Below are 26,076 nucleotides of genomic sequence, written 5' to 3' on the forward strand. Positions count from 1 at the left end.
CCAACTAAGTAATTTAAAAGATACGATCGCCCAACCAACTTCCCAGCCACAGCCCGAAACCGGAAGTAGCCACCAACAGGATAACCGTATAAAGCCCGCTGCCGTTGTGGCTAAACCTTTCTGCAGCTACCATCCGCGCCACAACTCCAGCAATAATGCCGATCGCAGCCCAAGCCCCATAAACACTCTTCCCGGTGAGGCCGAAGGCTTGGTCGATCGCCCCCGAACCAGCCCCAGCCAAAACCCCCGCCCACGCCCCAATCCCCAGCCCGATCGCACCTCGGAGCCCGACGGGGCCGCCAGAATTCACCCCTAGTTCCGTCGCCAGCCCGCACGTCAAGCCGACAATCGCCCAACACACCGCCGCCACCAACGCCTTAACCCAATTCCCAGAACCCGTTCCCGCCATCAATCCCACCACTGTCACCACTCCCCCTACAGCCAAAACAGCAGCCACAGCCCGCGACTCGGCCTCAGAACTGGCGATCGCCCCCAAACCAGCTCCAACAGCGCCCCAAGCAGCCCCTGTTACCATTCCTCCAGCCTGAAAACCGGCGATCGACCCCCCTACCGCCCCAGCTAAAACTAACGCTGCCAGCCACACTCTAGGCGTTGCCGAACCCTCCGCCAGCAAAATCGCGGCCCACAGCCAATCTGCACCGCAGATTAAAGCCCACATCCACAGCGGGGCCTGAGATTTTGTCAAAATCCAACCAGTCAAAGCGTAACTCGCCACAGCGATTGCCAGCGGCCACCAAGGGAAGCTTGAATAGTGTTGAGATGGCCGCACTTCCCTCGGCGCGCTTCGTGGTTTTGAGTATTGAGTTGAAAATTCAGTTTTCCTTTTCGAGGTAAGCTTTCGATAGTGTTGAGATGGCCCTGCTTCCCTCGCAACGCTTCGCCCTGGTTGCTTTCTTCCCCGCCGCGCTGCCCGATTTTGAGTGGTAAATCGTTTCTTGCTTGAAGAGTTCTTTTGAGTTTGAAATTTTTGGGAGGTGGCTTTTGGGCGGGTTTGACGGCGCTGGGAACCAGGCCTGGCCGCTGATTTTCCAGAACGCCTTCTCAGCGGCTTTTCCGGCGCAGGGGGCGGTGGCTGCTGAAACTGTTTTTCTATCGACCTCGATGATTCAGGCTGACTCAGAAACAACACCAACTGCTGGTAAGCTTGATTAATTTCTGTTAATCGTTGTTGAGCTTTTTGTTGCAGGCGATCGTTGTGGGCAAACCGATCGGGATGCCACACAAACGCTAAATCCCTGTAAGCGCGCTTAATTTCTTCTAAGGAAGTTCCAGGCTCAATTTCGAGGATTTCGTAGCATCGATTAATGTCAGCCATAGGCTTCGGGCAGGTGTTTGTAAATTCGCGTGAAGCGAAGCTATCCCCTAGGGAATCGTACTTAACATCTTCTACTATTCTCAGCCAAGCTGCACAGTAAGCCGAGATCCGATCGAGTGTCAAGCGTCCTCAAGTCTGCGGGCCATCCTTCCGGTCGATCAATGCAGGCGGACAACTGAGTACAATGAGAAAATCCTTTCGTGCGATCGGTATTTGTGTCTGTGTCGGCAAATCAAGCTCCCATCTTCATCTTAGTTGACGGCCACTCCCTGGCCTTTCGCTCCTACTTCGCCTTTGCCAAAAGTCGAGACGGAGGCTTGCGAACTACGACAGGCATTCCCACCAGCGTCTGTTTTGGCTTTCTCAAGTCGCTGCTGGAAGTTATGGCCGCCCACGACCCCCAGTACATGGCGATCGCCTTTGACCTCGCCACACCCACATTTCGCCACGAAGCAGACGAAACTTACAAAGCCGGTCGTGCGGAAACTCCCGAAGATTTTATTCCCGATATCAAAAACCTGCAAGAACTCCTCACCTATTTGAATTTACCAGCAATAACTGCTCCCGGCTACGAGGCGGACGATGTTTTGGGAACTTTGGCAAACAAAGCCAGCGCGGCGGGTTATCAGGTTAAAATCCTCACGGGCGATCGAGATTTGTTTCAATTAGTAGAAACCGAAAAACAAATCAGCGTATTATATTTGAGTACCGATGAACTCAGGCGATCGGGCAAAGGCAAATCCCAAGAATACGGCCCGGAAGAAGTCAAAGCCAAACTCGGTATTTTGCCCGAACAAGTAATAGATTACAAATCCCTCTGCGGCGACAAATCCGACAACATCCCCGGAGTCAAAGGCATCGGCGACAAAACCGCCCTGCAATTGCTGGAAGCTTACAATTCCCTTGATGGAATTTATGCAGCCATAGACGAGATTAAAGGAGCAACTAAGAAAAAGCTAGAAGAAGGCAAAGAAGCTGCTTATCATTCTCAACGCATGGCGACAATTGTCCAAGACGTGCCATTAGAAATCAACTTAGAAGATTGCCAGTTGATAGGTTTTGACGAATCAGCCTTGATTCCCATGCTGGAAAAGTTGGAATTTAAGACATTTTTAAACAAAGTTAAACAAATTCAAAAGCGTTTTGGTGGCGTAGAAGAACCATTGGCAAAGGGCGGGCAAGATGCCCACCCCACAATCAATTCAATCGACAGTGGAACAGGCATCTTGACTGTTGCCGACAGTGGAACAGGTATCTTGACTGTTGCCGACAGTGGAACAGGCATCTTGCCTGTTGCTTTGGGCGGGCAAGATGCCCACCCCACAATAGATAAGTCACCTGCAACTTCTGAAAGTTCAGAAGCAGATGAATTGTGGTTTTGGACTCATGATGACACCAAAGCCGCCCAGCAGGAAAACCAACTGCCAATTAAACCCCGAATAATTCAAACAACCGAACAGTTAAACGAATTAGTCCAACTGCTGGAAACCTACACGGACAAAGCCTCACCCGTGGCGTGGGATACCGAAACCACCGCCTTAGAACCGCGAGACGCCGAATTAGTCGGAATTGGCTGCTGTTGGGGAACCGGAGAACAAGATTTAGCTTACATTCCCACGGGACACAAAACGGGCACAAACTTGGACAAAGCCACAGTTTTAAATGCTTTGCGTCCGATTTTGGAAGGTGAGAATTATCCGAAGGCGCTGCAAAATGCTAAATTTGATCGATCGATCCTGCGCTGTCAAGGAATTAAACTAGCCGGAGTCGTCTTCGACACCATGCTAGCCAGTTACGTACTCAACCCAGAAACTACCCACAGCCTCAGCGAATTGTCAAGGAAATACTTAGTCGAGTCAGAAGACAATCACAGTGTCAGCGAATCGTTAAGGGAATACTTACGCAATAATCCCAAAAATTATAATCAATTAGTACCAAAAAACAAAACAATTGCTGACATCAGCATTCGAGAAGTAGCCGACTACTGCGGCATGGATGTTTACACTACATTTCACTTAGTTGGGGAACTTAAAGCCAAATTGAAGGAAGCTGATGAATCTAGCTTTCCCGAAAAAACTTTGGAGGGGTTATTGCTGGAAGTAGAACAGCCGTTAGAACCAGTTTTAGCCGAAATGGAATACTGCGGAATTCGCATTAATTCAGCTTACCTGCAAGAACTTTCACAACAGCTAGAAAAGAGCTTAACAGAAATAGAAGAAAAGACTTATCAAGCCGCGGGGAGAAAGTTTAATTTAGGTTCCCCGAAACAACTCAGCGAAATCTTGTTAGAAAAAATTCCGGCTCAGTTTCAGAAAAAGTCTCGCAAAACTAAGACAGGATACTCTACAGACGCGGCTGTCTTGGATAAATTGCAAGGAGACCACCCGATTGTAGACGATTTATTAGAACACCGAACATTATCCAAGTTGAAATCAACTTATGTCGATGCTTTGCCGCAGTTAGTGCGTGCGGATACCGGGCGAGTGCATACAGATTTCAACCAAGCTGCAACGGGTACGGGAAGGCTTTCTTCTTCCAATCCCAATTTACAAAATATTCCCATCCGCACCGAGTTTTCGCGGCAAATTCGCAAGGCTTTTTTACCGGAAGCAGGTTGGCTGATGGTGTCGGCTGACTATTCTCAAATCGAACTGCGAATTTTGGCTCATTTGAGTCAAGAACCTCTCCTGGTAGAAGCTTACAAAAATAATCAAGATGTGCATACCTTGACGGCTCAACTGTTGTTTGAAAACGAAACAATAACGCCCGATGAAAGACGGTTTGGCAAGACGATTAATTTTGGGGTAGTTTATGGTATGGGGGCGATTAAGTTCGGGCGCTCGATGGGCAAAACGCCCGCAGACGGCAAAGAGTTTATTAAGCGATTTAACGAGCGTTACAGTAAGGTTTTTGAATTTTTGGAGAAAGTAAAAAAAGAGGCGATCGCCCTCGGCTATGTTACCACAATTCTAGGCCGCCGCCGCTATCTAAACTTTGACAAAAATGGCAGCCTCCGCCGCTTACAAGGCAGCAATCCCGAAGACATTCGCTCAAACGAACTTAAATCTCTCAGCAGAGATGACGCCCAATCTTTGCGGGCGGCAGCCAACGCTCCCATTCAAGGTTCCAGTGCTGATATCATTAAACTTGCCATGATTGAGGTACACAAAATTTTGCAAAACTATCAGGCGCGGCTGCTGCTGCAAGTTCACGATGAATTAATCTTTGAAGTACCTCCCGATGAATGGGAAGAATTGCAGCCGAAAATTAGAAGTGCGATGGAAAATGCTCTGCCACTTAGCGTACCGCTGATAGTTGACATCCACGCTGGGCAAAATTGGATGGAAACTAAATAAAACACAGAAATATGAGCCAAACTAAAATCGCCATTTTCCCCAAAATAAAAACCTTAAGTGCAGTTGCTCTGCTATTGCTACTATTTGGTTGTCCGCAAAAGTTTGCACCGAATAACTATGCTGTCAAGCGAGTCAGCGACGGCGACACCCTTGTCGCCAGCGATAGCGCCGGCAAAGATATCAAAGTGCGTTTTGCCTGCATAGATGCACCGGAAGTCGCGCACACCAATGCTGAAAAAAATAGCAAAGCAGCAGCAAAAAAAAATCAGTTTAAGTGGGGAAATCTAGCGCACCAAAGAATGCAGCAGCTTGTCAATCAAGGGGGCGACCGCGTTGTTTTGACCGTCACCGATACTGACCGCTACGGTCGCAAAGTTAGCGAAGTTCGCTTGCCAAACGGCACATTTGCCCAAGAAGTTTTGATCCGCGAAGGATTAGCAATGGTTTACCGTCCTTACTTGAAAAACTGTCCGAGTGCAAGTATTCTGGAACAAGCGGAAGCCGAAGCTAAGAAAAATCGCCGCGGCGTTTGGGGAGATTCTAAGTTTGTTCCTGCTTGGAATTTTCGGAACAGTGATAAATGATCGGAAGCAGGAAGAAGCCCGATGGAAGCCGGAAGAAGGAAGAGGGTAGAAGTACGAACTAACTCTTGCCTTCGGAGTTTTGTTCGTCTAGTATAGCCACAAGTTTCAGCCTATTTGTATATGGACAGGGACTGAATTATGTTATTTACCTGGAATCTGCGAACCTGTATCAGAGATTTACAGTCTTGGACTCACTCAGGTCTTGTTAAACCCGGTCTATACTATAAATTTTAGGTTTAGCTGCGCCGCGTCCGCCCAGAAACTGGTTGCTCAGCGGATGCCGCCCTAATTTAGTACAATACAATCAGGACGAGGTTCTGCTCCTACGGTCTGCAATCTGTGGAGTTTCGGCGATAGCTGACGCCAGATTCATCTAAAACCAGACATGAGTTCGAGCGCACTTTTCTCCGACCTGTTTTTTCGGAAAAGTCAACAAATGTGATAGGCTCCAGATAAACTAATAGACTGCTGACAAAAGCGGTCTATTGCAATCACCCAAAATTAACTTTAAGGGACATCAATGAATTTCAAACATCTGGTTATTTCCGGCCTGGCGCTGATCCTCGGTACTGCAATTGTAGGAAATGCGATTGCTCAAGAACTGACCGAAAACGAAAAAACGGTTATTTGTCGCTTAAAAACAGAAGTTGACCAGCGGAAAGGCAACGGTCAAAAATTAGTATTTGTGCCGTTGCTGGGCCAAGTTCGCAAGCAAGTTTCATCTCCTTTTAGAGCAACGCTGCATCCTAATGTGGAGTATGTTTTTGTTGCCACTTGCGACGGAAATTGTCAGGATTTAAACTTATCTCTCAAGGATGCCAGCGGTCAGGAAATCGCTGTGAGTCAAAAAACAGGCGAACTGGCGTCAATCTCTTTTACTCCCCCATCCCAAGGCGAATATCAAATCAGTGCTAAGCCTGGGGAATGCACGACGGCGGAGGGTTGCAGTTACGGCCTGGGAATCTTCGTTCCTGCCTCTGCAAACGTACCTAATGCTTCAAGAATTCCTGCTGAGATAGCACAATTTCGACTTTGCCAGTAGGGGAACAGCGATAGAGTTGTGGGTTGCGAGTAGAGTAGAGTTTTCAATCAGAAATCTAACTCGTAACTTGCAACTTATAACTCGCGACTTAGATCGCAACCACGCCCGACGGTGAGTACGTTCTTAATTATTACTGAAACCATGCCTTTGACTGGTTCTTCCTTCTTGCTTCTGCTATAATTTGTGACGCATAACTCGTCCAAACTGTCAAGCCGATCGAGCTGTGGAACCCTGCAAAGACCCAATAACTACCGAAACCTAGTCCGAAGCCAGAACTTTATTTACCCTCCGGCAGGCATCAATTAGAATATAGATGGTGCCTCTCAAAGGTGACGAGTACATTGCCCATGTCTTTAACCTTAGCTTTGAAAAATCAACTGCAGAACCGTCCTCAAATAGGGTTGAAAAGTCTGTTGGGCCGCTTGGGTATCAGGCAGAAAATCGGCTGCGGATACGCCTTGGTCATTAGTATTGCCGTTTTGGGTGCTGTGGCGGGACGGGGAGTAGAATCCTATCACAAACAGCAAGTTAGAGAAAAACTAGCGATCGACCGAGACAAAGCGGAAATCTTAACAAACCTCAATCACACGGTGCAGGAAGTCAGAATTCAGCAGCAAGAGCTCGCGAGTCTGACGACCAAACCGCAAATTTTCGATCGCGAACGATCGGAATTCCTGACTCGCGTTGCTCAGATGAGCGGCATCCTCGAACAACTGCAAACCCTACCGCCGACGAAGAATGCCGAGATTGCCAAAGACTACCAACAGCTTCAACAGTTCGCTCAAGTCAACGGCAAAACCGTAGAATCATACTTTCAACAAGTACAAAAATTGTTGGCTACTGCGAAATTATCTGCTTTGAATCCGAAGCAGCAGCAGGCTTTGGGGCAGAACTTGAACAATTTTGTGGCGGGCGAAACTGCTTTGAAACTCAAACAGTTTTCCGAGGATTCAGCCCAACTGGCCACCAACTTTCGCGATAAAGCAGATGAGGCATTTAGAACCTACGAGCAAGCAGAAAAACTTGGAACTCTGATTCTGGTTGGCTCTCTAGCAGTATCCGCTGGTCTGGCAGCCGTACTTGCAGCATACACCAGCCGGGCGATCGCTCGCTCCTTAGAAGCCACCACCCTCATCGCTCAGCGAGTGACAGAAGAATCAAACTTTGATTTGCAAGTACCCGTCACTACCTCTGACGAAGTGGGAATGCTGGCAATTGCTCTCAACGAACTGATTCAGCGGGTAGCAGAATATACAGAAGACTTGCACGAAGCAAAAGTAGCAGCCGAAGCTGCCAACCGCTCCAAAAGTGCATTTCTCGCCAACATGAGCCACGAACTACGCACCCCCCTCAACGCCATCATTAACTACAGCGAAATGCTGCAAGAAGATGCTCAAGATTCCGGTTCAGAAGACTTTCTCCCGGACTTAGAAAAAATTCAAACCGCAGGCAAACACCTGCTGGATATGATTAGCGACATCCTCGACATTTCCAAAATAGAAGCCGGTCACGTCACGCTTTATTTGGAAAACTTCGACGTGGCAACGATGATTGAAGAAGTGATGACTACGGCTCAACCGCTAGTAGAAAAAAAAGGCAATGCTTTAGCATTGAAAACAAAAGGCGAACTCGGCACAATGTACGCCGACCAACCCAAAGTGCGGCAAATTCTCCTCAATTTGCTCAGCAATGCTGCCAAATTTACCGAAAAAGGCGTCATTACTATCGCCGTCGAAAGAATCAAAATTGAAAAATCAAGATCGGCGAAACAAAATAAAAATAATGATTTTCAATCGGGTTCAAACTACACTTCTCAAGTTTTAATGTTTCGAGTCAGCGACACCGGCATCGGCATGACGGACGAGCAATTAGAGCAGATATTCAAACCTTTTACCCAAGCTGATGCTTCGACTACCCGCAAGTACGGAGGCACTGGTTTGGGATTGACAATTAGCCAGCGTTTGTGTCAAATTCTCGGCGGCGAAATTAGCGTCGAAAGCGAAGACGGTAAAGGTTCAACTTTTATTGTCAGTCTCCCGGAACGGGTGGTGATGCAGGCTTGAAAACAGTTGACAGTTGACAGTTGGCAGTTGACAGTTGGCAGTTGGCAGTTGGCAGATATTCAAGGAAAAAGAAAGAGGGAGGAAGGAATAGATAAATTTTAAAATCTATTGATATATTAATTATCAAAATAAAGAATAATAGACCTCTTGCAAAAATAATTAGAACGGACTCTGGGGCCCATCCCATCAATTGATGAAAAGGATTTTTGCAAGAAGTCTAATTAACAACCCGATCCGGACTAACGCACAGACTCTATCTGTAGGTGCGCCGTGTGCAACTTACATATAGGGGTTATGCGTAAGTTTTGATAATTCCCAGGTTTTGACCTGGGAATATAGCAATCTTAAAGAACAAAGCCTTGTACAAAAGTAGTTTTCAAGACTCCTTCAAAAGTGCGTTCTGTCTTGTCCACCAGCACAACGACATTGCGCCTGTTCGGAGACAAACGAACTTCTCGGATTGAATAAGAGAACACCCAATCTTGAAAATTGTTCAGCGTTCCGAGGACACGCTGCCGACCGTTATGATTAATTACAAGACGCATTGCCGCGCTTTCTTTGCCAGCCGAAGCATTTTTTTGCCGCTGTTCCAGACGAATTTGTAAAGGCTTTGCTGTATTGACTTTGACGGCGACGGTCTCGCTTCTATTGGCTCCGGGAGTACGAGAAATAATGTTCAGTTTAGTTCCAGCTTTGGGAGGAGTTAACTTCAAAGTTTGCCTGTTATTCCAACTTTTTTTAAGCAAGTCATCTTCTGCCATTTTAGTGCTTTTATTCGAGTCTGGCTCGCCATATTTAGTTTCGATACACCCATTTTTGATGCAGGAATTTGCAGCAACTCGAACAATTTGTAATTCTGCTTTGGGAATTCCCGCTCCTGTATCTCTGGAACTTTCTAAATACAAGTAGTAATTGCTGTCGGCGGAAAAACCCGACATCCGGTGTGCGGCACGCCAGGTATTTGCCCAAGCTTCAGGGGCTACTGCGATCGCGGCACTTGCTATAATACCTAACGAAATTAAAGGTAAAATTTTCATAGTTATATTTTCCAGGTGTGAGAGTTATAGCGGCTGTTATTGATGAGTAAAACAATAACGCTTTGGGTTTAGCTATAGGACTGTGACGCTTCTCAAGTCCTCTCTCCTATTTACATAGATGTTTCTCCATTTTCCGCAGGAAACTGTTTAAGAATATGCCGTTTTTTCAAGTGGCACTAGCAAGCATTTTTAAGGTGAGAGTTGCTTTTATCCAAGAGTGCAACTTTTAGGGGCGACAGTTTGCTTTTCGCTGCCAGAGACTGCGACAAAGGACGGAAATACCTATCTAAAGATAGGGGAACACCGATCCGATCGCCCTTCGCAACTCCCTACAATGAGAATTGTACGGGCGATCGAGCAATTGCCTCTACAGCACTCATCATTTTCAATTCAGGGAATCAAAATTTATGCAACCGAATAATCCAAACCAATTTACCGAAAAAGCCTGGGAAGCCCTCGCGCGCACCCCAGAAGTTGTCAAAGCAGCCCAACAGCAACAGCTAGAAAGCGAACATTTGATGAAAGCTTTGCTGGAACAAGAATCGGGACTGGCTAGCAGTTTATTTAATAAAGCTGGAGTGACTATCGCCAAATTGCGCGATCGCACTGATGAGTTTATCAGCCGCCAGCCGAAAATCACTGGCGCTGGCGGCAACGTTTATCTCGGTCGTTCCCTAGATACCCTGCTAGACAGGGCTGAAGCTTATCGCAAAGAGTACGGCGATGAATTTATCTCGATCGAGCATTTGATACTAGGGTACGTTAAGGACGATCGCTTCGGCAAAAATCTGCTGCAAGAATTTAAACTAGATGAAGCCAAGCTCAAAAATATTATTACCCAAGTCCGGGGGAACAACAAAGTGACAGACCAAAATCCAGAAGGCAAATACGAAGCGCTGGAAAAATACGGCCGAGATTTGACAGAAGCCGCACGTCAAGGCAAACTCGATCCAGTTATCGGACGGGATGACGAAATCCGCCGCACGATTCAAATATTGAGCCGCCGCACCAAAAATAATCCGGTATTGATTGGGGAACCGGGAGTAGGAAAAACTGCGATCGCCGAAGGACTCGCCCAGCGAATTATCACCGGAGATGTGCCGCAATCTCTCAAAGACAGACAATTAATTAGCTTAGATATGGGCGCGTTAATTGCCGGTGCAAAATTCCGGGGAGAATTTGAAGAACGTTTGAAAGCGGTGCTCAAAGAAGTGATGGACAGCAACGGCAAAGTCATCTTATTTATCGATGAAATTCACACCGTTGTCGGGGCCGGCGCGACTCAAGGCTCGATGGATGCCGGCAACTTGCTAAAACCCATGTTAGCGAGGGGAGAATTGCGCTGTATCGGTGCTACAACTCTCGACGAATACCGCAAATATCTCGAAAAAGATGCTGCCTTAGAACGCCGTTTTCAACAAGTGTATGTTGACCAGCCGACAGTAGAAGATACTATCTCTATTCTGCGGGGTTTGAAGGAACGGTATGAAGTTCACCACGGTGTAAAAATTTCTGACAGCGCGCTAGTGGCTGCGGCTACTTTGTCTACTCGATATATTAGCGATCGCTTCCTGCCCGACAAAGCTATTGACTTAGTGGATGAAGCAGCCGCTAAACTTAAAATGGAGATTACTTCCAAGCCGGAAGAATTAGACGAAATCGACCGCCGGATTTTGCAGCTAGAAATGGAAAGACTGTCGCTGCAAAAAGAAAGCAACACAGCTTCGATCGAACGCTTGGAAAGACTGGAAAAAGACTTAGGCAATCTCAAGGAACAGCAAAGCGGTTTGAACGCCCAATGGCAATCAGAAAAAGGTGTCATCGGTAGCATTCAAACAATCAAAGAACAGATGGACAAAGTGAATATTGAAATTCAACAAGCTGAATTAAAATATGACCTGAACCGCGCTGCTGAGTTGAAATATAGCAAGTTGACCGAGTTGCAAAAACAATTGCAAGAAGCCGAAGCTCAACTGACAGCAACTCAAACTACTGGTAAAACTTTACTCAGGGAAGAAGTCACGGAATCTGACATTGCCGAGATTATTTCTAAGTGGACGGGAATCCCGATCAGCAAGTTAGTTGAATCGGAAATGCAGAAACTTTTGTACTTGGAAGATGAACTGCACAAACGGGTAATCGGACAGAATGAAGCGGTGACGGCGGTTGCAGATGCAATTCAACGATCGCGCGCGGGTTTAGCCGATCCAAATCGTCCCGTTGCGAGTTTTATCTTCCTCGGCCCCACTGGTGTAGGTAAAACCGAGTTGGCGAAAGCATTAGCATCTTATCTCTTTGACACCGAAGAGGCGATCGTGCGAATTGATATGTCGGAATACATGGAGAAACACGCAGTTTCGCGCTTAATCGGTGCGCCTCCGGGATACGTTGGCTACGATGAAGGCGGACAATTAACTGAGGCTGTCCGCCGCCGTCCCTATTCGGTAATTCTATTCGATGAAATCGAGAAAGCGCACCCGGATGTATTCAATATCATGCTGCAAATTCTGGATGACGGCCGCGTTACCGATGCTCAAGGTCACACAGTAGACTTTAAGAATTCTGTGATTATTATGACATCGAATGTCGGCTCTCAATACATCTTAGATGTGGCGGGAGATGAGGAACAAATGCGGAGTCGGGTGATGGAAGCGATGCGGGGAACTTTCCGCCCGGAATTCTTGAACCGGATTGATGAGATGATTATCTTCCACGGTTTGAGCAAGCGCGAATTGCGGCAGATTGTGCTGTTGCAAATCAAGCGTTTGGAGAAACGGTTAGCCGATCGCAAAATGTCTCTGAAGTTGTCGGAATCTGCGATCGATTTCTTAGCAGAAATTGGTTACGATCCGGTTTACGGTGCGCGCCCTCTGAAGCGGGGAATTCAACGCGAGTTGGAAACGCAAATGGCGAAGGGTATTTTGCGGGGAGATTTTGCTGACGGGGATACGATTTTTGTGGATATCGAGAATGAAAGGTTGGCGTTTAAGCGGCTGCCGGCACAGTTGGTGACTGCGAAATAATTTGAGTAGGGTGGGCTGCGGCCCACCTTATTTTTTTGAGGCGATGGTTCTTTTTTTTTACCGCAGATGTAGGCGGATGGACGCGGATGGACGCGGATGGGATTGCGGGCGATCGTTCTTAAGGGCGATCGCTTTCTGATTTATCTTTTTTCTGTTCGTGGCGTTCTCTGACTGCTTTAGCTGCCACATGGGAAAGCAGGTTTGCGAGGGTTCTATCTTCTTCTTCGGCCCATTCGGACAAGGCTTGATGAACGTCTTCTGGCAGTGTAACTGTGACTCGCATACGTGAAGGCATTGGCAGGCATGGTTTTACTTCAATTGTCTTAAATTTTACACTCCAACACCTTTCAGCATCGCCCAAATTCAACTCGGGCGATCGCTCCGCGATTCGTCCTTTTTCTGCTCTTGGCGCTCTCTAACAGATTTCGTCAGCAGGTAAGTTGTCAAACTGCTAACGGATCTGCTTTCTTCTTCTGCCCATTCTTCCAGAGCTTTTTGAATCTCCTCTGGTAGGTATGCGGTAACTCTTCCCCGTGAAGCCATTCGTTGCACTACAAAACATCTCAACACAGTCCATCTTACGCTGTTTTGAGTTAAGACCGATAAAAATATTTCGTTTTAAGTCAATCTATATTATTGTACGTCATTGTGTGTTATAATGATACCTGTAAACAGTCAAAAGCCAGCCCCTTACTGTGGAAGGTTCCGGGCTGGCTCTGGCTCCAAAAATATCAATGGAGACGAGTTCTATGTTGACATACAAAGACCGCTTGTGTTGTTGGGCGATCGCCCGTTTGTTACCCTCTAAGCAATGGATAATTGTTGCCCGCTTCCGCAGTCGTTCAGATGCAGACGGGCATTTTCAGTTTTTGCGTCAAACTATACCCCACGTTAAGTTTGAGGTTGTGTTCGATCGCACTGGCGATCGTCACCGTTTAGCTGCACCGGGCGATCGCCCTGACAATATCCTCACTAGCGCGTTATAGATTGTAATTTATCCGCTAGTTTCTGTTAGCTCAAGTTGGCGATCGCACTTTTTTTTAATAAGTGCGATCGGCCGTACCCTCTCAGCCAAATCAGAATTTATACTGGGGTGGCCTCAAGACTAAAATTCTCCGAACAGGAATTTATCAACCTTGGGCTGTGGTAAAATTATCGTATCCACAACACTTTCTCGTTACTTAAAAATATGCGATCGAAACTCGAAGAAATTACGCTTCAAGACAGAAATGCTGCTGAAATGGAAATTCGCGACAAGCAGAAGCAAATTAATTACGATACGAGAGACTATCCCCTCGAAATACTTGTTCAAAAATATATGGAAGGAATTAACGATGATACTAATAAGTTGTTTATTCCCGACTACCAACGCGAACTTGTTTGGGATGAAGCAAGGCAATCAAAGTTTATCGAATCGGTAATTTGGGGGCTGCCAATACCTTCTATATTCGTTGTTGATATCGGCCATGATGAAAATGATGAACCACGTTTAGAGATCGTATACGGTGCACAACGCATTCTTACCCTAACTAGATTTGTTAACAACGAATTAACCTTAATTGGACTCAAAAAAATAGAGCAGTTAAATGGATTTAAGTTTAGTGATTTACTCATGCCTCGCCAGAGGAACTTCAACCGAAAGACAGTTCGGACTATCCAATTAACTGAAGCTGCGAATGAGGAAGTCCGAAGAGATTTATTTGAACGGATACAATCCTTTTAATGGCAATGTAAATTCATTTTACCTACTGTACAAAACCCGAGGCAACCCGTTTAATAAATGTAGTGGCGCGTATTGAATATTTCCGCAATTAACTGCCATGTCACACTCATGAATACTGTATTTTAGACTTTAATACACGCGCCAAAGAGGTGAACGATTACTTCATTTTTTTGGAAAGCTTGGAAAAACAGACAACGAAGTTAGCTTTATTCGATACTCGTGGCAAATACCAAATTCAAAGCCTCGATCCAGAGTTAGCAAAAACTCTCAAAGCTAATGCTTTTTTGTTGCTGTATAATTTAGTTGAATCCACTATGCGAAATGCGATTGAAGCCATATTTGAGGAGTTTAAAAATAAATCCATCTCCTTTGACCAACTCCAACCTGAAATTAAACTGATCGTCCTCCAAAATCTTAAAAATCGTTCTCCTAAGAAAATTTATTTAACAATTAATCAACTCTCTACTGATATCATCACAGCTAAATTTGAACGTGAAGAACTGTTTTCGGGGAATGTGGATGCTAGGTTAATTAAAGAAATAGCAGACAAATACGGTTTTTCATATCAAACAGACTTTGCTAAGACAAAAAACGGGCAAAATCTTGTAGTGATTAAAAGTAATAGAAATGACTTAGCGCACGGCATTAAGTCTTTTGAGGAAGTTGGGCGAGATAAGACAATTAAGCAACTATTAGAAATGAAGGAAGAAGTCGTAGAGTATTTGACGCAAATACTGGAAAATATCAGAGATTATCTTGACAATGAAGAGTATTTGGAAGTAACTACAGGTAATCCTTAATTTTAGGCTAAGAAACCGGGTTTCTCGGATGATTTAGGTAGGGTGGCGAGATATCTCGGAAGAAACCCGGTTTCTGGGAATGATGTGAAGGCTACTTCCGCACCATCACAGACTTAATTACAGCATTCGGCTGATACTTATTAGTCTGATAGAATCCCCCTTTACCGGCCCCGTAAACTCCCGCAAATTGTTTCCCTTCAGCCTTGGGAACAAACATAATGTTTCTAGTGGGTTGCTTGGCAAAAACCACATTTTCTCTCATTTCATTATCCACGTTATAAGATAAAGTAGCCTTGCCGTAAATTGCCTCAGCTTGTTTCAGAGTCATTCCCGGCCCAACGCCCTGAACTGTTTTATAATTAGCATTGTCAGTCATCAAAAGTTCAATGACATCCGTATCTTTTAGCTTTGTACCCGCAGCGTAGATAATCCGATATTGCACTTTTCGCGACTGGCTAACTGCCACAGAATCAAAGTCTACCATAAAAGGAGACTCTACCTTAAACTGCGCCGTCGAACCCAGAGCCTTTTTCAATTGTCCGAAAGTCATCCCTACCTTGGCTGCTCCAATTGTGCGATCGGAAATTGTTAAACTTGCAGCAGGTGTTTTTTGAGCCGCATTTGCCGCTTCCCCCAGCTTATTTGCACCCCCAGGCGCAACAGCGGAACCCGGAACCGAAATTAAAGTCAGGTAACTGCCGATCGCCAGCAAAGCAGCTATCATTGATCCAGACAAAACTTTAAGATTCAACATGACTAATTCTCCTAGATTTCAAATGCGACTATCTACCCGCATCTTTTTGACTATCCTGGGCCTCACCCTCCTAGTTTGGATTCTCAGAGGTGTTGGAATATTGACATTCATTCCCGGTGGTGTTATCTGGATACTGATTTTGCTGTCTTTTGTTGCGGGTATCCTCAGCACTTTACTCCGTCGGTAAGCCAGCATCCGGCAAGTAACAAATAAGAATTAACAATTAAAACTTAACAAATTATTTTAATTTTGATTGGTTCATTGCCTTCCCCACTGTCACATTGAACTGAGCGCCGATCAGCATCACCAAAGAAGAAAGATCGAGCCATAGCAGCAACACAATAAAAGTTCCGATCGTGCCGTAAGCCCAACTAAAATTGCCCACATGCAAAACATAAAACCGAAATAAAGCTGAAAACAGCGCCCACAAAATAGCAGCAAAAACTGCTCCCGACAAAATAGGAATATCTGCTTGGTGGCGGCTCGGCCCGTAGCGGTAAACAAAGGCAAAAGCCAGTGATACAATTCCCAAAGAAATCGGCCACCGCCACAGCCGCCAAACACCTAACAATTGCGACTCCAAAGGGCAATTGTCGGCGAGCAGCAAGCAACTTTGAACATCTTTTAAATCGCAATTGGCGACGGACTCCAGCAAGCAACTCTGGCGGGCAATAGCTTGCACAATTAAGTCGCTGACAAATACTACTCCCGATGCCAGAATCAATAGTATAATTGTGCCGACACTCAGCGCCAGAGAAATAAGTTTTGCTTTCCAAAATGGTCGAGTTCGAGCGCTGGGGATTTCATGGATGCGATCGAGTGCAGCCATCGCCGCGCTCATTACTCCAGAAAATGCCCAAATCGCCCCAAGAAAGCTCACCGAAAACAGCCCTTTACTTCGAGTTAACAGAATTTCTTTGATTAAGCCACCAATCAAATTCCGAACGTTATCGGGTATAACTTCGCCCAAAAGACGGGCGATTTGATACAGTGTTGACTGCAAAGGTTCAAAAAGGGCGATCGCAGATAAGATAGCCAACAGCCCCGGAAACAGCGCCAGCATAGAATTGTAGGCCATTTCCGCAGACAGCCCCGGCAAGCGCTGTTCTCCTGCCTTCGCGCCGACTTCCTTGAGCGTGCCCCAAGTCAAACACCGACAAAACAGCCAAAAACCACCAAATTTCCGTTTGAGAACTCGAAGCAGCCTTAAAAGCGCCTTAAACAAAGCTAAAATCAGGTAGCGCAACCAGTAAAAAATGTTCATAGCGCACAGGCAACGGGGCGAAAGATGAGGTACACAAGTCGTTAATTAATTAAGCCATTATCAACTCGCAATTGCCAATTCCCAATTGCCAATTCCCAATTCCCCAATCTAAAATCTAAAATCTAAAATCTAAAATCAATATTATGGCTCAGGATGTCAGACAGTGGTTAGATGAAATCAAGCGGCTGCAACAGCAGTTAACAGAAGTTTCGCGCGATCGAGATGAGGCAGGTGAAAGTGCCGCTCAGTGGCGCCAACTCTACAATACCGAAGCCGAACAGCGGCGGAATGATGCTAAATTAACTCAGCAAAGCATCGCTTCTCTGGAAGCACAAATAGAGCAATTACAAAATTTTTCCCCCATTATGCCCGAAGGCGACGATGCTGGAGTTGCTCGCCAGCAGGAAGTCGAACAACTGCAAACAGTAGGCGAACTTAAAGCTAAGTTAGCAGAAGTTCTTCAAGAGCGCGATCGGGCGATCGAACAAGTTAAACAACTCACTCAAGCCCTCAAACAAGAAGAAGCCCGTCACGCCGAAACTAGCAAAAATTTAACTAGCGCCCTCGGAGATGCTGTTGACTTGCTCACGAAAGCCCAAAATCCTGCCCCTGCAAAAACCGAGACAGCATACTCTTTAGAGATAGTACCTGTTACCAGGGAAAATTCGGGCGAAAGTGCGATCGAAATCCGCCACAATCCCGCCCAACTTCCGGCTTCTAAAAATCAGTTACTTCAGCTACCACCTTTTGGAAGTTAGCAATATCAAATCCGGTAGCATCGCAATTATTATATAGTGCGAGCTTCTAGCTCGCGAGCTAGAAGCTCGCACTCCAAAATAAATATGAACGAGCGCTCGGATTTGGTATGAAGCCTACTTTTCAAGCAAAAACCACAGTCCGATTGCCGTAAACTAAAACACGATTTTGTAAATGATATCGCACGGCCCTTGCTAACACAACTCTTTCTAAATCTTTACCTTTGCGAACGAGATCGGACACTTCATCGCGGTGACTCACGCGCACAACATCTTGTTCGATAATCGGGCCAGCATCTAAATCGGGTGTAACATAGTGGGCTGTTGCACCGATAATTTTTACCCCTCTTTCATAAGCCCTTTCGTAGGGATTTGCACCCACAAACGCGGGTAAAAATGAATGGTGAATATTAATCACATTGGGAAATTTCATGATAAAGTCTTGACTCAAAATTTGCATATATTTAGCCAAAACTACTAAATCAATCTGATATTTTTTAAGAAGTTCTAACTGTTGTGCTTCTTGAATAGCTTTATTGTCTTTAGTAATGGGAATATACTCAAAGTCGATACCGTATTGTGCGGCAATGGGCTTTAAATTTTCATGATTGCTGATTATCAGCGGAATTTCACCTCTGATTTCTTGCGCTCGCTGTCGCCAAATCAAGTCTAATAAACAGTGATCTTGACGGCTTACCCAGATTGCGATGCGTCGAATTTTATGAGAGAAATGCAATTGCCAATTGGCTTGTAAGTTTTTGGCAATTTCACTAAAAGCAGGTGTTATTTTTTCGGTGGTTAAGTCAAAATCATCTAATTGCCATTCTAGCCGGCTCAGAAATAATCCGGCGGTAAAATCTGTATGGTGATCCGCGTGGATAATATTGCCGTTGTGGGAGGCGATAAAATTGGCAAGTAAGGCGACGAGTCCTTTGCGATCGGGACAGGCAATTAACAGGGTTGCAGTAGGGCTAGTCATGGTATAATAACAAAACTGTCTCGCTGAGTTTATGGATAAAAAAGTTATATTATAGAATTTTATTGATACTAACTCCGATCATAAATTGTCATCTCATCCTGATTTTTGGGGTGCATAGATATGTCAGGATAAAATGTAGGATGTCGCGTTTAGGGGCGGGCTCTCCGGCCCAACCCCTACTCCCCACAAGAGATTTTAACTAAAAGTGGAACAGGCATCTTGCCTGTTTCGATGGGTTTAGGGGCGGGCTCTCCGGCCCAACCCCTACTCCCCACAAAAGATTTTAACTAAGAGTGGAACAGGCATCTTGCCTGTTTCGATGGGCTTACGGGCGGGCAAGATGCCCAAACCCTACTCCCCACAAGAGATTTTAACTAAGAGTGGAACAGGCATCTTGCCTGTCTCTATCTTCCTTCTTCCTTCTTCCCTGTTCCTTCTTCCTTCTTCTAAAACCCCATCGCCCCAGCTACTGCATCCAAAGTCGGAGCAATGCCACTTTTAAATTGATTGTTGCTGTGATTAATTGCGGTATCCGGGTCTTTCAAACCGTTACCAGTCAGCACGCAAACTACCGTCGCCCCAGTCGGAACTTGGTCTTTTACCTTCAGCAATCCGGCCACAGAAGCTGCACTCGCCGGTTCGCAGAAAATTCCTTCCTGTGATGCTAACAAACGGTAAGCGTCCAGAATTTCGGCGTCGGTGACTGCGGCAAAACTGCCGCGGCTGGCTTCGGAAGCTGCGATCGCCTGTTTCCAGCTAGCGGGGTTGCCGATCCGAATTGCTGTCGCCAGGGTTTCTGGGTGCGATACCGGTGAGCCCGTTACCAACGGCGCAGCCCCGGCAGCTTGAAATCCCATCATCTGCGGCAAGCGCGAACATTTTTTGGCTTGGTGGTATTGACAAAAACCCATCCAGTATGCTGTGATGTTTCCCGCATTTCCCACCGGAATGCACAGCCAGTCTGGGGCGTCGCCTAAAGCGTCCACCACTTCAAAAGCTCCGGTTTTTTGGCCTTCCAAGCGGTAAGGATTCACGGAGTTGACCAATGTCACCGGATAATTGACAGCCATTTCGCGGACAATTTCTAGGGCTCGATCGAAATTTCCCCCAATCGAAATTACTTCCGCACCGTAAAGCAAAGCTTGCGCCAGCTTGCCCAAAGCCACGTAACCTTCGGGAATCAACACGAAAGCTCGCATTCCCCCGCGTCGGGCGTAGGCGGCGGCGGAGGCCGAAGTATTGCCCGTACTGGCGCAAATGACAGCTTCGGCACCAGCTTCCTTCGCCTTGGAAATCGCCATTGTCATCCCCCGGTCTTTGAAACTACCAGTGGGGTTGAGGCCGTCGTATTTCACCAAGACGCGCACGTCTCTACCGATGAGAGAGGCGATCGCAGGTGCTGGAATTAGGGGAGTGTTGCCCTCTTGGAGGGTCACTACCGGCGTGGTTTCCGTCACCGGCAGGTAGGGGCGATAAGCTTCGATCAAGCCCGGCCAGCCGTAGCGTTTCGGCTCGGCGGCGCGGGCAGCAGAGTTAGGAGCAGAGTCAGTAGCAGGTAGAATCAGGGTCACGATGTCAATGGTTTTAGGCAATGGCCAAGGAATTTACACTAATTTTAGCTCGATCGGTTAATTTGATGTTTAATACGATCGGTTCAGGTTAAAGTAACTTAATGGTGTGAATGTGTAGATATGTCTACCCAATTACTAATGTCAAATAATTCATCCACTCTTTCCCGGCCTCAAGTTACCGCGAGCAACCCCGAAATGGCTAGTTCTTCTACCCTATCGACCAGTTTTGCCCGCAAAGTAGATTCGGTGAAATGCCCCTACCAAGCCGATCAGCAAGTTAAGTTCCTGCACTTGCAAGCGGAAATCGAATCCTTGCTGCTGGAAGTGCAAAGCCTCAAACAGCAACGCTCGATCGCTGGCTTGCCGGCTCTCGACCCTATTTCTGGCAGCAACAGCAATTAGCAGACAACAGTCGCTAATTGCTGTTGCTGCCCCTGTGTTATAAAAACAAAGGTTTTGCTACCCGCAGTATTTTTTGCCGAAAGTGCCAGAAATTCCTAACTGCGGATAGCGATCGCTAGCATTTGCTAAAACGCGCTTGCCTACAGCTCAACTCGTCTGCTGCTTGCTGGCAACGAGCTGACCTTTTACTGCGCTTTTTTATGCGCTAATTTTGTTAAGCCATGCTCATGGCATACGGAGAATCGAAATCAATTTATGACAGCATCGATCGAAAAACCACTAAATTTGACATCCGCAAGTGACACCTCCAACCTGCGCCTCAAAGATATTCTCAAAACCCTGCCGCGGGAAGTATTCGTCAAAAACCCCCGCAAAGCTTGGACAAAAGTAATCGTCAACGTTTTACTCGTTGCTGTTGGTTATTGGGGCATAGCAGTATCTCCTTGGTTTCTACTACCCCTGATGTGGATTTTCACAGGTACCGGATTAACCGGTTTTTTTGTGATCGGCCACGACTGCGGGCACCGGTCATTTGCTAACCGCCGCTGGGTAAACGATTTAGTCGGACATATTGCATTTCTGCCGTTAATTTATCCGTTTCACGCATGGCGGCACGGCCACAATTATCACCACAAGCACACCAATAAACTTGGTGAGGATAATGCTTGGCACCCGATGACAGCAGCAGACTACACTGGCGCGCCCAAGGCTTTACAAATAGCTTATAGTTTAATTTTCGGTCGGATGTGGTGGATCGGCTCGATCGCCCACTGGGCAAAAGTGCACTTTATGTGGTGGCGGTTCAAAGGCCAACAGAAACAAGAACAAGTGCGGTTTTCAGTTTTTGTCGTTTTAATCGGTGCTGCGATCGGATTCCCGATTTTAATTGCAACCACAGGCATTTGGGGATTTGTCAAATTTTGGTTGATGCCCTGGCTGGTTTACCATTTCTGGATGAGCACTTTTACGATGGTTCACCACACAGCACCAGATATTTCCTTTAAAAAACCGGAAGAATGGAACGAAGCCCAAGCGCAACTATCAGGAACAGTTCACTGCGATTATCCCCGCTGGGTAGAGTTTCTGTGCCACGACATTAACGTGCACGTTCCCCACCACCTTTCAACTGCTATTCCCTGGTACAATTTGCGCCTCGCCCACAGCAGCTTAAAGGAAAATTGGCAAGATCATCTCTACGAAACCGAGTTTTCTTGGTCTTTGATGAAGCGGATAACCGACAACTGTCACTTGTACAATCCCGCTGGCGGCTATCAAACATTGCAGGAATTTAACGCTAAAACAAAGTAAATTTTTAACGCGATAAATGCCCGAAAAACCCGGTTTGTCAAACACAACCGGGTTTTTCGATATTACAATCCGTAGCTTTTGTAAGGTGCGGAATACGTACCCTACTGTCAATATCACAATCCGTACCATTATTAAATCAGTCATTCCCAATCTAAAATCTAAAATCTAAAATCTAAAATCGAATGACTTTCAATCCCAATAACTGTCGCAACGAAAGCGAAGTAGAAAGCAAACTCATTGTCAGCTATCTGCTACCAAAACTAGGCTATACCCCCGACACTTGGCACCAAGAAATCGCATTTGGGAATATTCGTCTAGACTTCCTCTCATTTGCCACCCAAGTTATTCCCATAGTTGTCGATGCAGACTCGCCGATGAGTGTAGTTATGGAGGCTAAACATCCGAAGGAAAATTTAGACCGCCACCTGCGAAAACTCCATCGCTATTTAACAAGTTTGAGCATCCGCTACGGACTCATAACTAACGGTAAAGAAATTAGAATTTACGAAAGAGTCGCCGATGATATTCAGCTAGTCTTTAAGTGTGCTGGAAAAGACCTTGAAAATAGAATTGATGAAATTATCGCTTTAATTGGCAGAGATCGTTTAAAATTTAGAAAAAATCCCGATAATCTCAAACTGGAAGATAGTAAAATTAATTTGGTTAGTCCTGAGTTAGTTAGCGAAGTCCCAGTACAGCCAAACAATCCCGCCACCGCAAAACCTGAGCCAAGTCAAATCTCTGAACCGGAACAAATACCTGAAACTTATCCAGTTAAGCCTCAAGTTAAATCCGATGTAACCGTTCCCCAAAAAAGCCAAAATACTATGAAAATTATTGCAGTTTACCACAATAAAGGCGGCGTTGGCAAAACTACAACAGTAGTCAATTTAGCCGCCGCGCTGAGCAAGAAAGGTAAGAGAGTCTTGGTGATAGACTTAGACAGTCAAGCGAATACAACATTTGCGACAGGTTTAGTAAAATTTGAGGATGAAGAACAAGATGATTTGAAAGATAATAATATTCTTCAAGTTTTGCAATCAGAAGAGTTTTTCTCGCTCGCAGAAGTAGCTCGCAAGTCTAATTTTTGCAATCCCGAAATAGATGTGATTCCTTCCCACATTGATTTAATGCAATATGAAACGGAACTCAATCAACTAGATTACAGCCGAATGATTTTAATTCAGAAACTAGCAGAAGTACAGGATAAATATGATATTGTACTGATTGATACGCCACCATCTTTGAATTTTTATGCTAGAGTTGCCCTAATTGCGGCCGATTATTTAATTATTCCTTCTGACTTAAAACCTTTTGCCAATCAAGGACTGATTAATGTCAAGGATTTTATTAAAAAAGTTAATGGATTCAAAAAACAAATTAGCAAGAAACCTCTAGAAGTTTTAGGCGTACTCCCTTGCAAAATCTCAACTAATGTTAAATTTGTACAGTACAGTTTGCCCAAGCGGAGGGAGGCAATTCCCAAACGTTACGGCTTTGAAATCATGGACAGCGTAATTTACGAGAGAGACGATTTAGCAAAGTGTGCAGAACAATTTCAAATCGTGGGAAATATGGAAATCGCCGATCCCATTTCAGTGCTAGACTTTAAGCCTGATTGCATCGCATCCCAAGAATTTGAAATGCTAGCACTCGAAGTTTTGGAAAAAATAGGTAAAAACTAATGAAAAGATTATCTCCGTCACTGGTTGCAGTTAAAAAAATAACATCCGCAGTTCCCCGTTCCAATTTTGCAGATGCTGATTTGGATAAATTAGCGCGACTGATTTTAGAGTCAGGAGGATTGATTAATCCGATAATTGTCCGCCGAAACGGTATGGATGCTTACGAAATAGTAGACGGAAATTTTGAATACTACGCAGCGGCGAGAGCAAAGGAAATAGAACCTCTCAAAGGCGAGACAATCGGAGCATTCATCCTGGAAGAAGAAAATGAAGAACTTCTCCTCGAACAACTTGAAATTCTCAGAAAAACCGCAATCATTGACAATCCGACTGTGACTGTGGTTCCGCAACCCTCCTCCAGCTTTGAACAGCGGCTGACAAATATTGAAACTCGATTGGAAAACAGAATTAATGAATTGAAAGCCGAGTATACGCGGGAAAAACAGGCGCTGATAGAGAGGGTTAAAGATGTTGAAAGTCGGATTCCCAAACCTGTTCCGCTGTTGGAAGCACTCAACACTCAAGATAAATTCAAATTGGCTACAAATTTGAAAAATGCTGGCATAAAAGCTCAAACAATAGAACAAATCATCAAAGAGCGAGATTTGCAACAGTTTGCATCTTTTGAAAATGTGTTGGAACGCATGAAAGGTAAAGGGTTAGGCGAGAAAACAATGATTAAGCTTATTGACAAGTGGCAAAAATATTTATAAGCTTTCAGCCATCTCAAGTGCATTTTTGGGGCGCTCAAAGCCCGCCCGACAAAATTTGAAAAACCCGATATGACTCGGCGGTTGAAACCCATCTTAGAGAAACTTTCGCCCCTCTCGCTTGAGACTAAAGAATAAGGGCGATATTAAAGCTGGCTTTCGTATAATCGCAATTGCGATCGCAACTCGCAACGCCAGCCCGATCGCCCTGACGCCAAAAAAAGTAAAGATGAGTAAAGCAGTGGATCATTGGTGTCCCACAGCCAGTTAAACTCATCACAGTCGCTTTTTTTAGGAATTGCAGTAACTTTTGCCGTAGCACGGGCGAGGGCGGGACGCCATCGCCAGGGATGTCACCCCACGGGAAGCCGCGTAGATATACATAAATACCTACACACCAGATTTTAATGACAAAAGGGGACTTGTAACAAGATGGATCGATCGTCCGATCAAAACCGAATAGTTGAATATTTGCGGATAAAGCCAATTAGTCACAGTCAGATTTACACTTCCCAAATAGCAGTACCAGAGGCTCAGGGGGGCGAAATTCCTCGCGAACGCCGCGAAGCTCTCAGGAGAAGTCTGATCGAGCAAGGCAGCAACTTAATTCCTTTAATTGTACGCCCTACAGAAGCTTACAGCAACGAAGAAGAATATGAAGTTGTTTGCGGCTCAGATTGGTGTATTGTTGCTAAAGAACTCGGCATCGAGCAAATGTGGGCGTGGGTATTTGAAATGACCGACGAGGAGGTAGCTGTTGCTCAAGCAGAAATGGAACATTTAGCTCCGCAACAGACTCATAAAACGGCACAAATTGAGACTCTACTGCAACAATTTGAGCTATCATTTCAAAAAAAGGTAGATAGTCTAACAAAACAAATAGAACAATCTGTTAAAAAAAATGAAGACCTACTAAAAAAACAAGTAAAAGCTCTAACTGAGCAGAACTTTGAGCGTAACCAAATAGAACAGATTAAGCATTTGCTCGAACAAGTGGAAAAAGTATTTAATGAAAAGGTAGATAAAATGGCTAAAAAAATTGAACAATCGAGCAGCAACCGTCCGCCGACATCTGCTGTTATTTCTGAGGTAAATCTTGAAGGTGCTTTGAGACAGTTGGATGAACTGGAAAAACTGCTGTCAATAAAATTAGAACGCACAGTTCAAACAATTAATCAGTTTGTTTTCGACGCTATTGAAGACGTAGAAAATGACCTGAAAAATCAAATTGAAACGCTCCGCCGCCAACTGGGAGCCGCAGCCACTCACTCCGAAATACAGCCCGATGCACCGCCGAAAAAGCAGTCAAAAACGCAGCCGAAAAAGCAGTCGAAAGCACAGCAAAAACCTCAGTTACCGCAGTTGCAGTTAGAGTTGCCGTTTCCGTCCCCGTCCCCGTCCCCAGAGGATGACTACGAAAGTCTTTCGCTGAGACGGTTGAAGGCGCTCGGCAAAGACCGGAAAGTGCGGGGCTACGCGCGGATGAAACGACCGGAAATTCTGGTGGCTCTCAGACAAACTGACGGTCAATAAAACGATAATTGCTAATAGTTAAAGACTACCTGTTCGGTGTTCGATCGCGTGTTTCGGCAAAAAGCGCGATCGGGCTTTGAGAATACTCCTCGGCAGAGATATGAAAAGCTTGCTAAAATAGACACACAACCTCTTACTCCTCACCCAGCAG

At 45.5% G+C, this 26,076-nt stretch carries 23 protein-coding genes; 15 read left to right on the forward strand and 8 right to left on the reverse strand.

The window, feature by feature from the left end; translation table 11 throughout:
- Positions 1–13: 13 nt before the first annotated feature.
- A complete protein-coding gene (locus QUA43_RS09065; RefSeq protein ID WP_333373011.1) occupies positions 14–1,336 on the reverse strand; it encodes a J domain-containing protein in 1,323 nt (440 codons plus the stop codon).
- A gap of 200 nt (positions 1,337–1,536) precedes the next feature.
- Between QUA43_RS09065 and polA the strand changes: the two genes are divergently transcribed.
- The 4 genes from polA to QUA43_RS09085 all read left to right on the forward strand — a co-directional run bounded on the left by polA (position 1,537) and on the right by QUA43_RS09085 (position 8,381).
- A complete protein-coding gene (gene polA, locus QUA43_RS09070; protein ID WP_333247776.1) occupies positions 1,537–4,692 on the forward strand; it encodes a DNA polymerase I in 3,156 nt (1,051 codons plus the stop codon).
- Between the two features lie 11 nt (positions 4,693–4,703).
- Positions 4,704–5,276 carry a thermonuclease family protein gene (locus QUA43_RS09075; RefSeq protein WP_333247777.1) on the forward strand — a complete coding sequence of 191 codons (573 nt, stop codon included), beginning with the start codon at positions 4,704–4,706 and terminating at the stop codon, positions 5,274–5,276.
- Positions 5,277–5,796: 520 nt separating this feature from the next.
- Positions 5,797–6,318, forward strand: a complete 522-nt coding sequence (locus QUA43_RS09080) for a hypothetical protein (RefSeq protein ID WP_333247779.1) — start codon at positions 5,797–5,799, stop codon at positions 6,316–6,318.
- 347 nt (positions 6,319–6,665) lie between these two features.
- Positions 6,666–8,381 (forward strand): ATP-binding protein, encoded by a 1,716-nt coding sequence (locus QUA43_RS09085; RefSeq protein WP_333247781.1) that lies wholly within the window; start codon positions 6,666–6,668, stop codon positions 8,379–8,381.
- A 344-nt stretch (positions 8,382–8,725) separates the two neighbouring features.
- On the opposite strand, the gene QUA43_RS09090 is transcribed toward QUA43_RS09085, so the two are convergent.
- On the reverse strand, positions 8,726–9,418 hold the full coding sequence (locus QUA43_RS09090; protein ID WP_333247783.1) for a DUF2259 domain-containing protein: 693 nt from the start codon (positions 9,416–9,418) through the stop codon (positions 8,726–8,728).
- 407 nt (positions 9,419–9,825) lie between these two features.
- Between QUA43_RS09090 and clpB the strand changes: the two genes are divergently transcribed.
- The gene (clpB, locus tag QUA43_RS09095; protein ID WP_333373014.1) at positions 9,826–12,441 is read left to right on the forward strand and encodes an ATP-dependent chaperone ClpB; all 2,616 of its coding nucleotides are present in this window, start codon (positions 9,826–9,828) and stop codon (positions 12,439–12,441) included.
- Positions 12,442–12,559: 118 nt separating this feature from the next.
- Here the strand turns inward: clpB and QUA43_RS09100 are convergent, their stop codons facing one another.
- Positions 12,560–12,736, reverse strand: coding sequence for a ribbon-helix-helix domain-containing protein (locus tag QUA43_RS09100; protein WP_333373016.1), 177 nt, complete (start codon positions 12,734–12,736; stop codon positions 12,560–12,562).
- A 68-nt stretch (positions 12,737–12,804) separates the two neighbouring features.
- Complete coding sequence (locus QUA43_RS09105; protein ID WP_193973468.1) at positions 12,805–12,984, reverse strand: ribbon-helix-helix domain-containing protein; 180 nt, start codon at positions 12,982–12,984, stop codon at positions 12,805–12,807.
- Positions 12,985–13,175: 191 nt separating this feature from the next.
- Here QUA43_RS09105 and QUA43_RS09110 point away from each other — a divergent pair, with 191 nt between their 5' ends.
- From QUA43_RS09110 to QUA43_RS09120, 3 genes are all read left to right on the forward strand, one after another.
- Positions 13,176–13,427: a hypothetical protein gene (locus QUA43_RS09110; RefSeq protein ID WP_333373019.1), complete on the forward strand. Its 252-nt coding sequence runs from the start codon at positions 13,176–13,178 to the stop codon at positions 13,425–13,427.
- Between the two features lie 203 nt (positions 13,428–13,630).
- Positions 13,631–14,164, forward strand: coding sequence for a DUF262 domain-containing protein (locus tag QUA43_RS09115; protein WP_333373022.1), 534 nt, complete (start codon positions 13,631–13,633; stop codon positions 14,162–14,164).
- A gap of 119 nt (positions 14,165–14,283) precedes the next feature.
- Positions 14,284–14,964 carry an MAE_28990/MAE_18760 family HEPN-like nuclease gene (locus tag QUA43_RS09120; protein ID WP_333373233.1) on the forward strand — a complete coding sequence of 227 codons (681 nt, stop codon included), beginning with the start codon at positions 14,284–14,286 and terminating at the stop codon, positions 14,962–14,964.
- Positions 14,965–15,055: 91 nt separating this feature from the next.
- Here the strand turns inward: QUA43_RS09120 and QUA43_RS09125 are convergent, their stop codons facing one another.
- Positions 15,056–15,718 carry a hypothetical protein gene (locus QUA43_RS09125; protein WP_333373024.1) on the reverse strand — a complete coding sequence of 221 codons (663 nt, stop codon included), beginning with the start codon at positions 15,716–15,718 and terminating at the stop codon, positions 15,056–15,058.
- Here QUA43_RS09125 and QUA43_RS09130 point away from each other — a divergent pair.
- Entirely contained in the window at positions 15,717–15,905 is a 189-nt protein-coding gene (locus QUA43_RS09130; RefSeq protein WP_051041528.1) for a hypothetical protein, read from the forward strand. The two genes, QUA43_RS09125 and QUA43_RS09130, sit on opposite strands and share 2 nt — an antisense overlap.
- A 51-nt stretch (positions 15,906–15,956) precedes the next feature.
- On the opposite strand, the gene QUA43_RS09135 is transcribed toward QUA43_RS09130, so the two are convergent.
- Positions 15,957–16,982, reverse strand: a complete 1,026-nt coding sequence (locus QUA43_RS09135) for a YihY/virulence factor BrkB family protein (protein ID WP_333373027.1) — start codon at positions 16,980–16,982, stop codon at positions 15,957–15,959.
- Between the two features lie 143 nt (positions 16,983–17,125).
- On the opposite strand from QUA43_RS09135, the gene QUA43_RS09140 reads away from it, so the two are divergent.
- The gene (locus tag QUA43_RS09140; protein ID WP_333373029.1) at positions 17,126–17,740 is read left to right on the forward strand and encodes a hypothetical protein; all 615 of its coding nucleotides are present in this window, start codon (positions 17,126–17,128) and stop codon (positions 17,738–17,740) included.
- Between the two features lie 121 nt (positions 17,741–17,861).
- Here the strand turns inward: QUA43_RS09140 and purU are convergent, their stop codons facing one another.
- Together purU and thrC are read right to left on the reverse strand one after the other, a co-directional pair.
- The gene (gene purU, locus QUA43_RS09145) at positions 17,862–18,716 is read right to left on the reverse strand and encodes a formyltetrahydrofolate deformylase (protein ID WP_333373032.1); all 855 of its coding nucleotides are present in this window, start codon (positions 18,714–18,716) and stop codon (positions 17,862–17,864) included.
- A gap of 446 nt (positions 18,717–19,162) precedes the next feature.
- Positions 19,163–20,287 (reverse strand): threonine synthase, encoded by a 1,125-nt coding sequence (gene thrC / locus QUA43_RS09150; protein WP_445301957.1) that lies wholly within the window; start codon positions 20,285–20,287, stop codon positions 19,163–19,165.
- Positions 20,288–20,482: 195 nt separating this feature from the next.
- Between thrC and QUA43_RS09155 the strand changes: the two genes are divergently transcribed.
- From QUA43_RS09155 to QUA43_RS09175, 5 genes are all read left to right on the forward strand, one after another.
- On the forward strand, positions 20,483–20,689 hold the full coding sequence (locus QUA43_RS09155) for a hypothetical protein (protein WP_333373035.1): 207 nt from the start codon (positions 20,483–20,485) through the stop codon (positions 20,687–20,689).
- A gap of 255 nt (positions 20,690–20,944) precedes the next feature.
- Entirely contained in the window at positions 20,945–21,997 is a 1,053-nt protein-coding gene (locus tag QUA43_RS09160; protein ID WP_333373037.1) for a fatty acid desaturase, read from the forward strand.
- 182 nt (positions 21,998–22,179) lie between these two features.
- Entirely contained in the window at positions 22,180–23,682 is a 1,503-nt protein-coding gene (locus QUA43_RS09165; protein WP_333373041.1) for an AAA family ATPase, read from the forward strand.
- Positions 23,682–24,395 carry a ParB N-terminal domain-containing protein gene (locus QUA43_RS09170; protein ID WP_333373044.1) on the forward strand — a complete coding sequence of 238 codons (714 nt, stop codon included), beginning with the start codon at positions 23,682–23,684 and terminating at the stop codon, positions 24,393–24,395. The genes QUA43_RS09165 and QUA43_RS09170 overlap by 1 nt, the downstream gene beginning before the upstream one ends.
- A 429-nt stretch (positions 24,396–24,824) precedes the next feature.
- Complete coding sequence (locus QUA43_RS09175) at positions 24,825–25,925, forward strand: Rho termination factor (modular protein) (RefSeq protein ID WP_333373047.1); 1,101 nt, start codon at positions 24,825–24,827, stop codon at positions 25,923–25,925.
- The last annotated feature ends 151 nt before the right edge of the window (positions 25,926–26,076 follow it).

Origin of the sequence: Microcoleus sp. N9_B4 (assembly GCF_036701635.1) — a bacterium.
Classification (GTDB): Bacteria; Cyanobacteriota; Cyanobacteriia; order Cyanobacteriales; family Microcoleaceae; genus Microcoleus.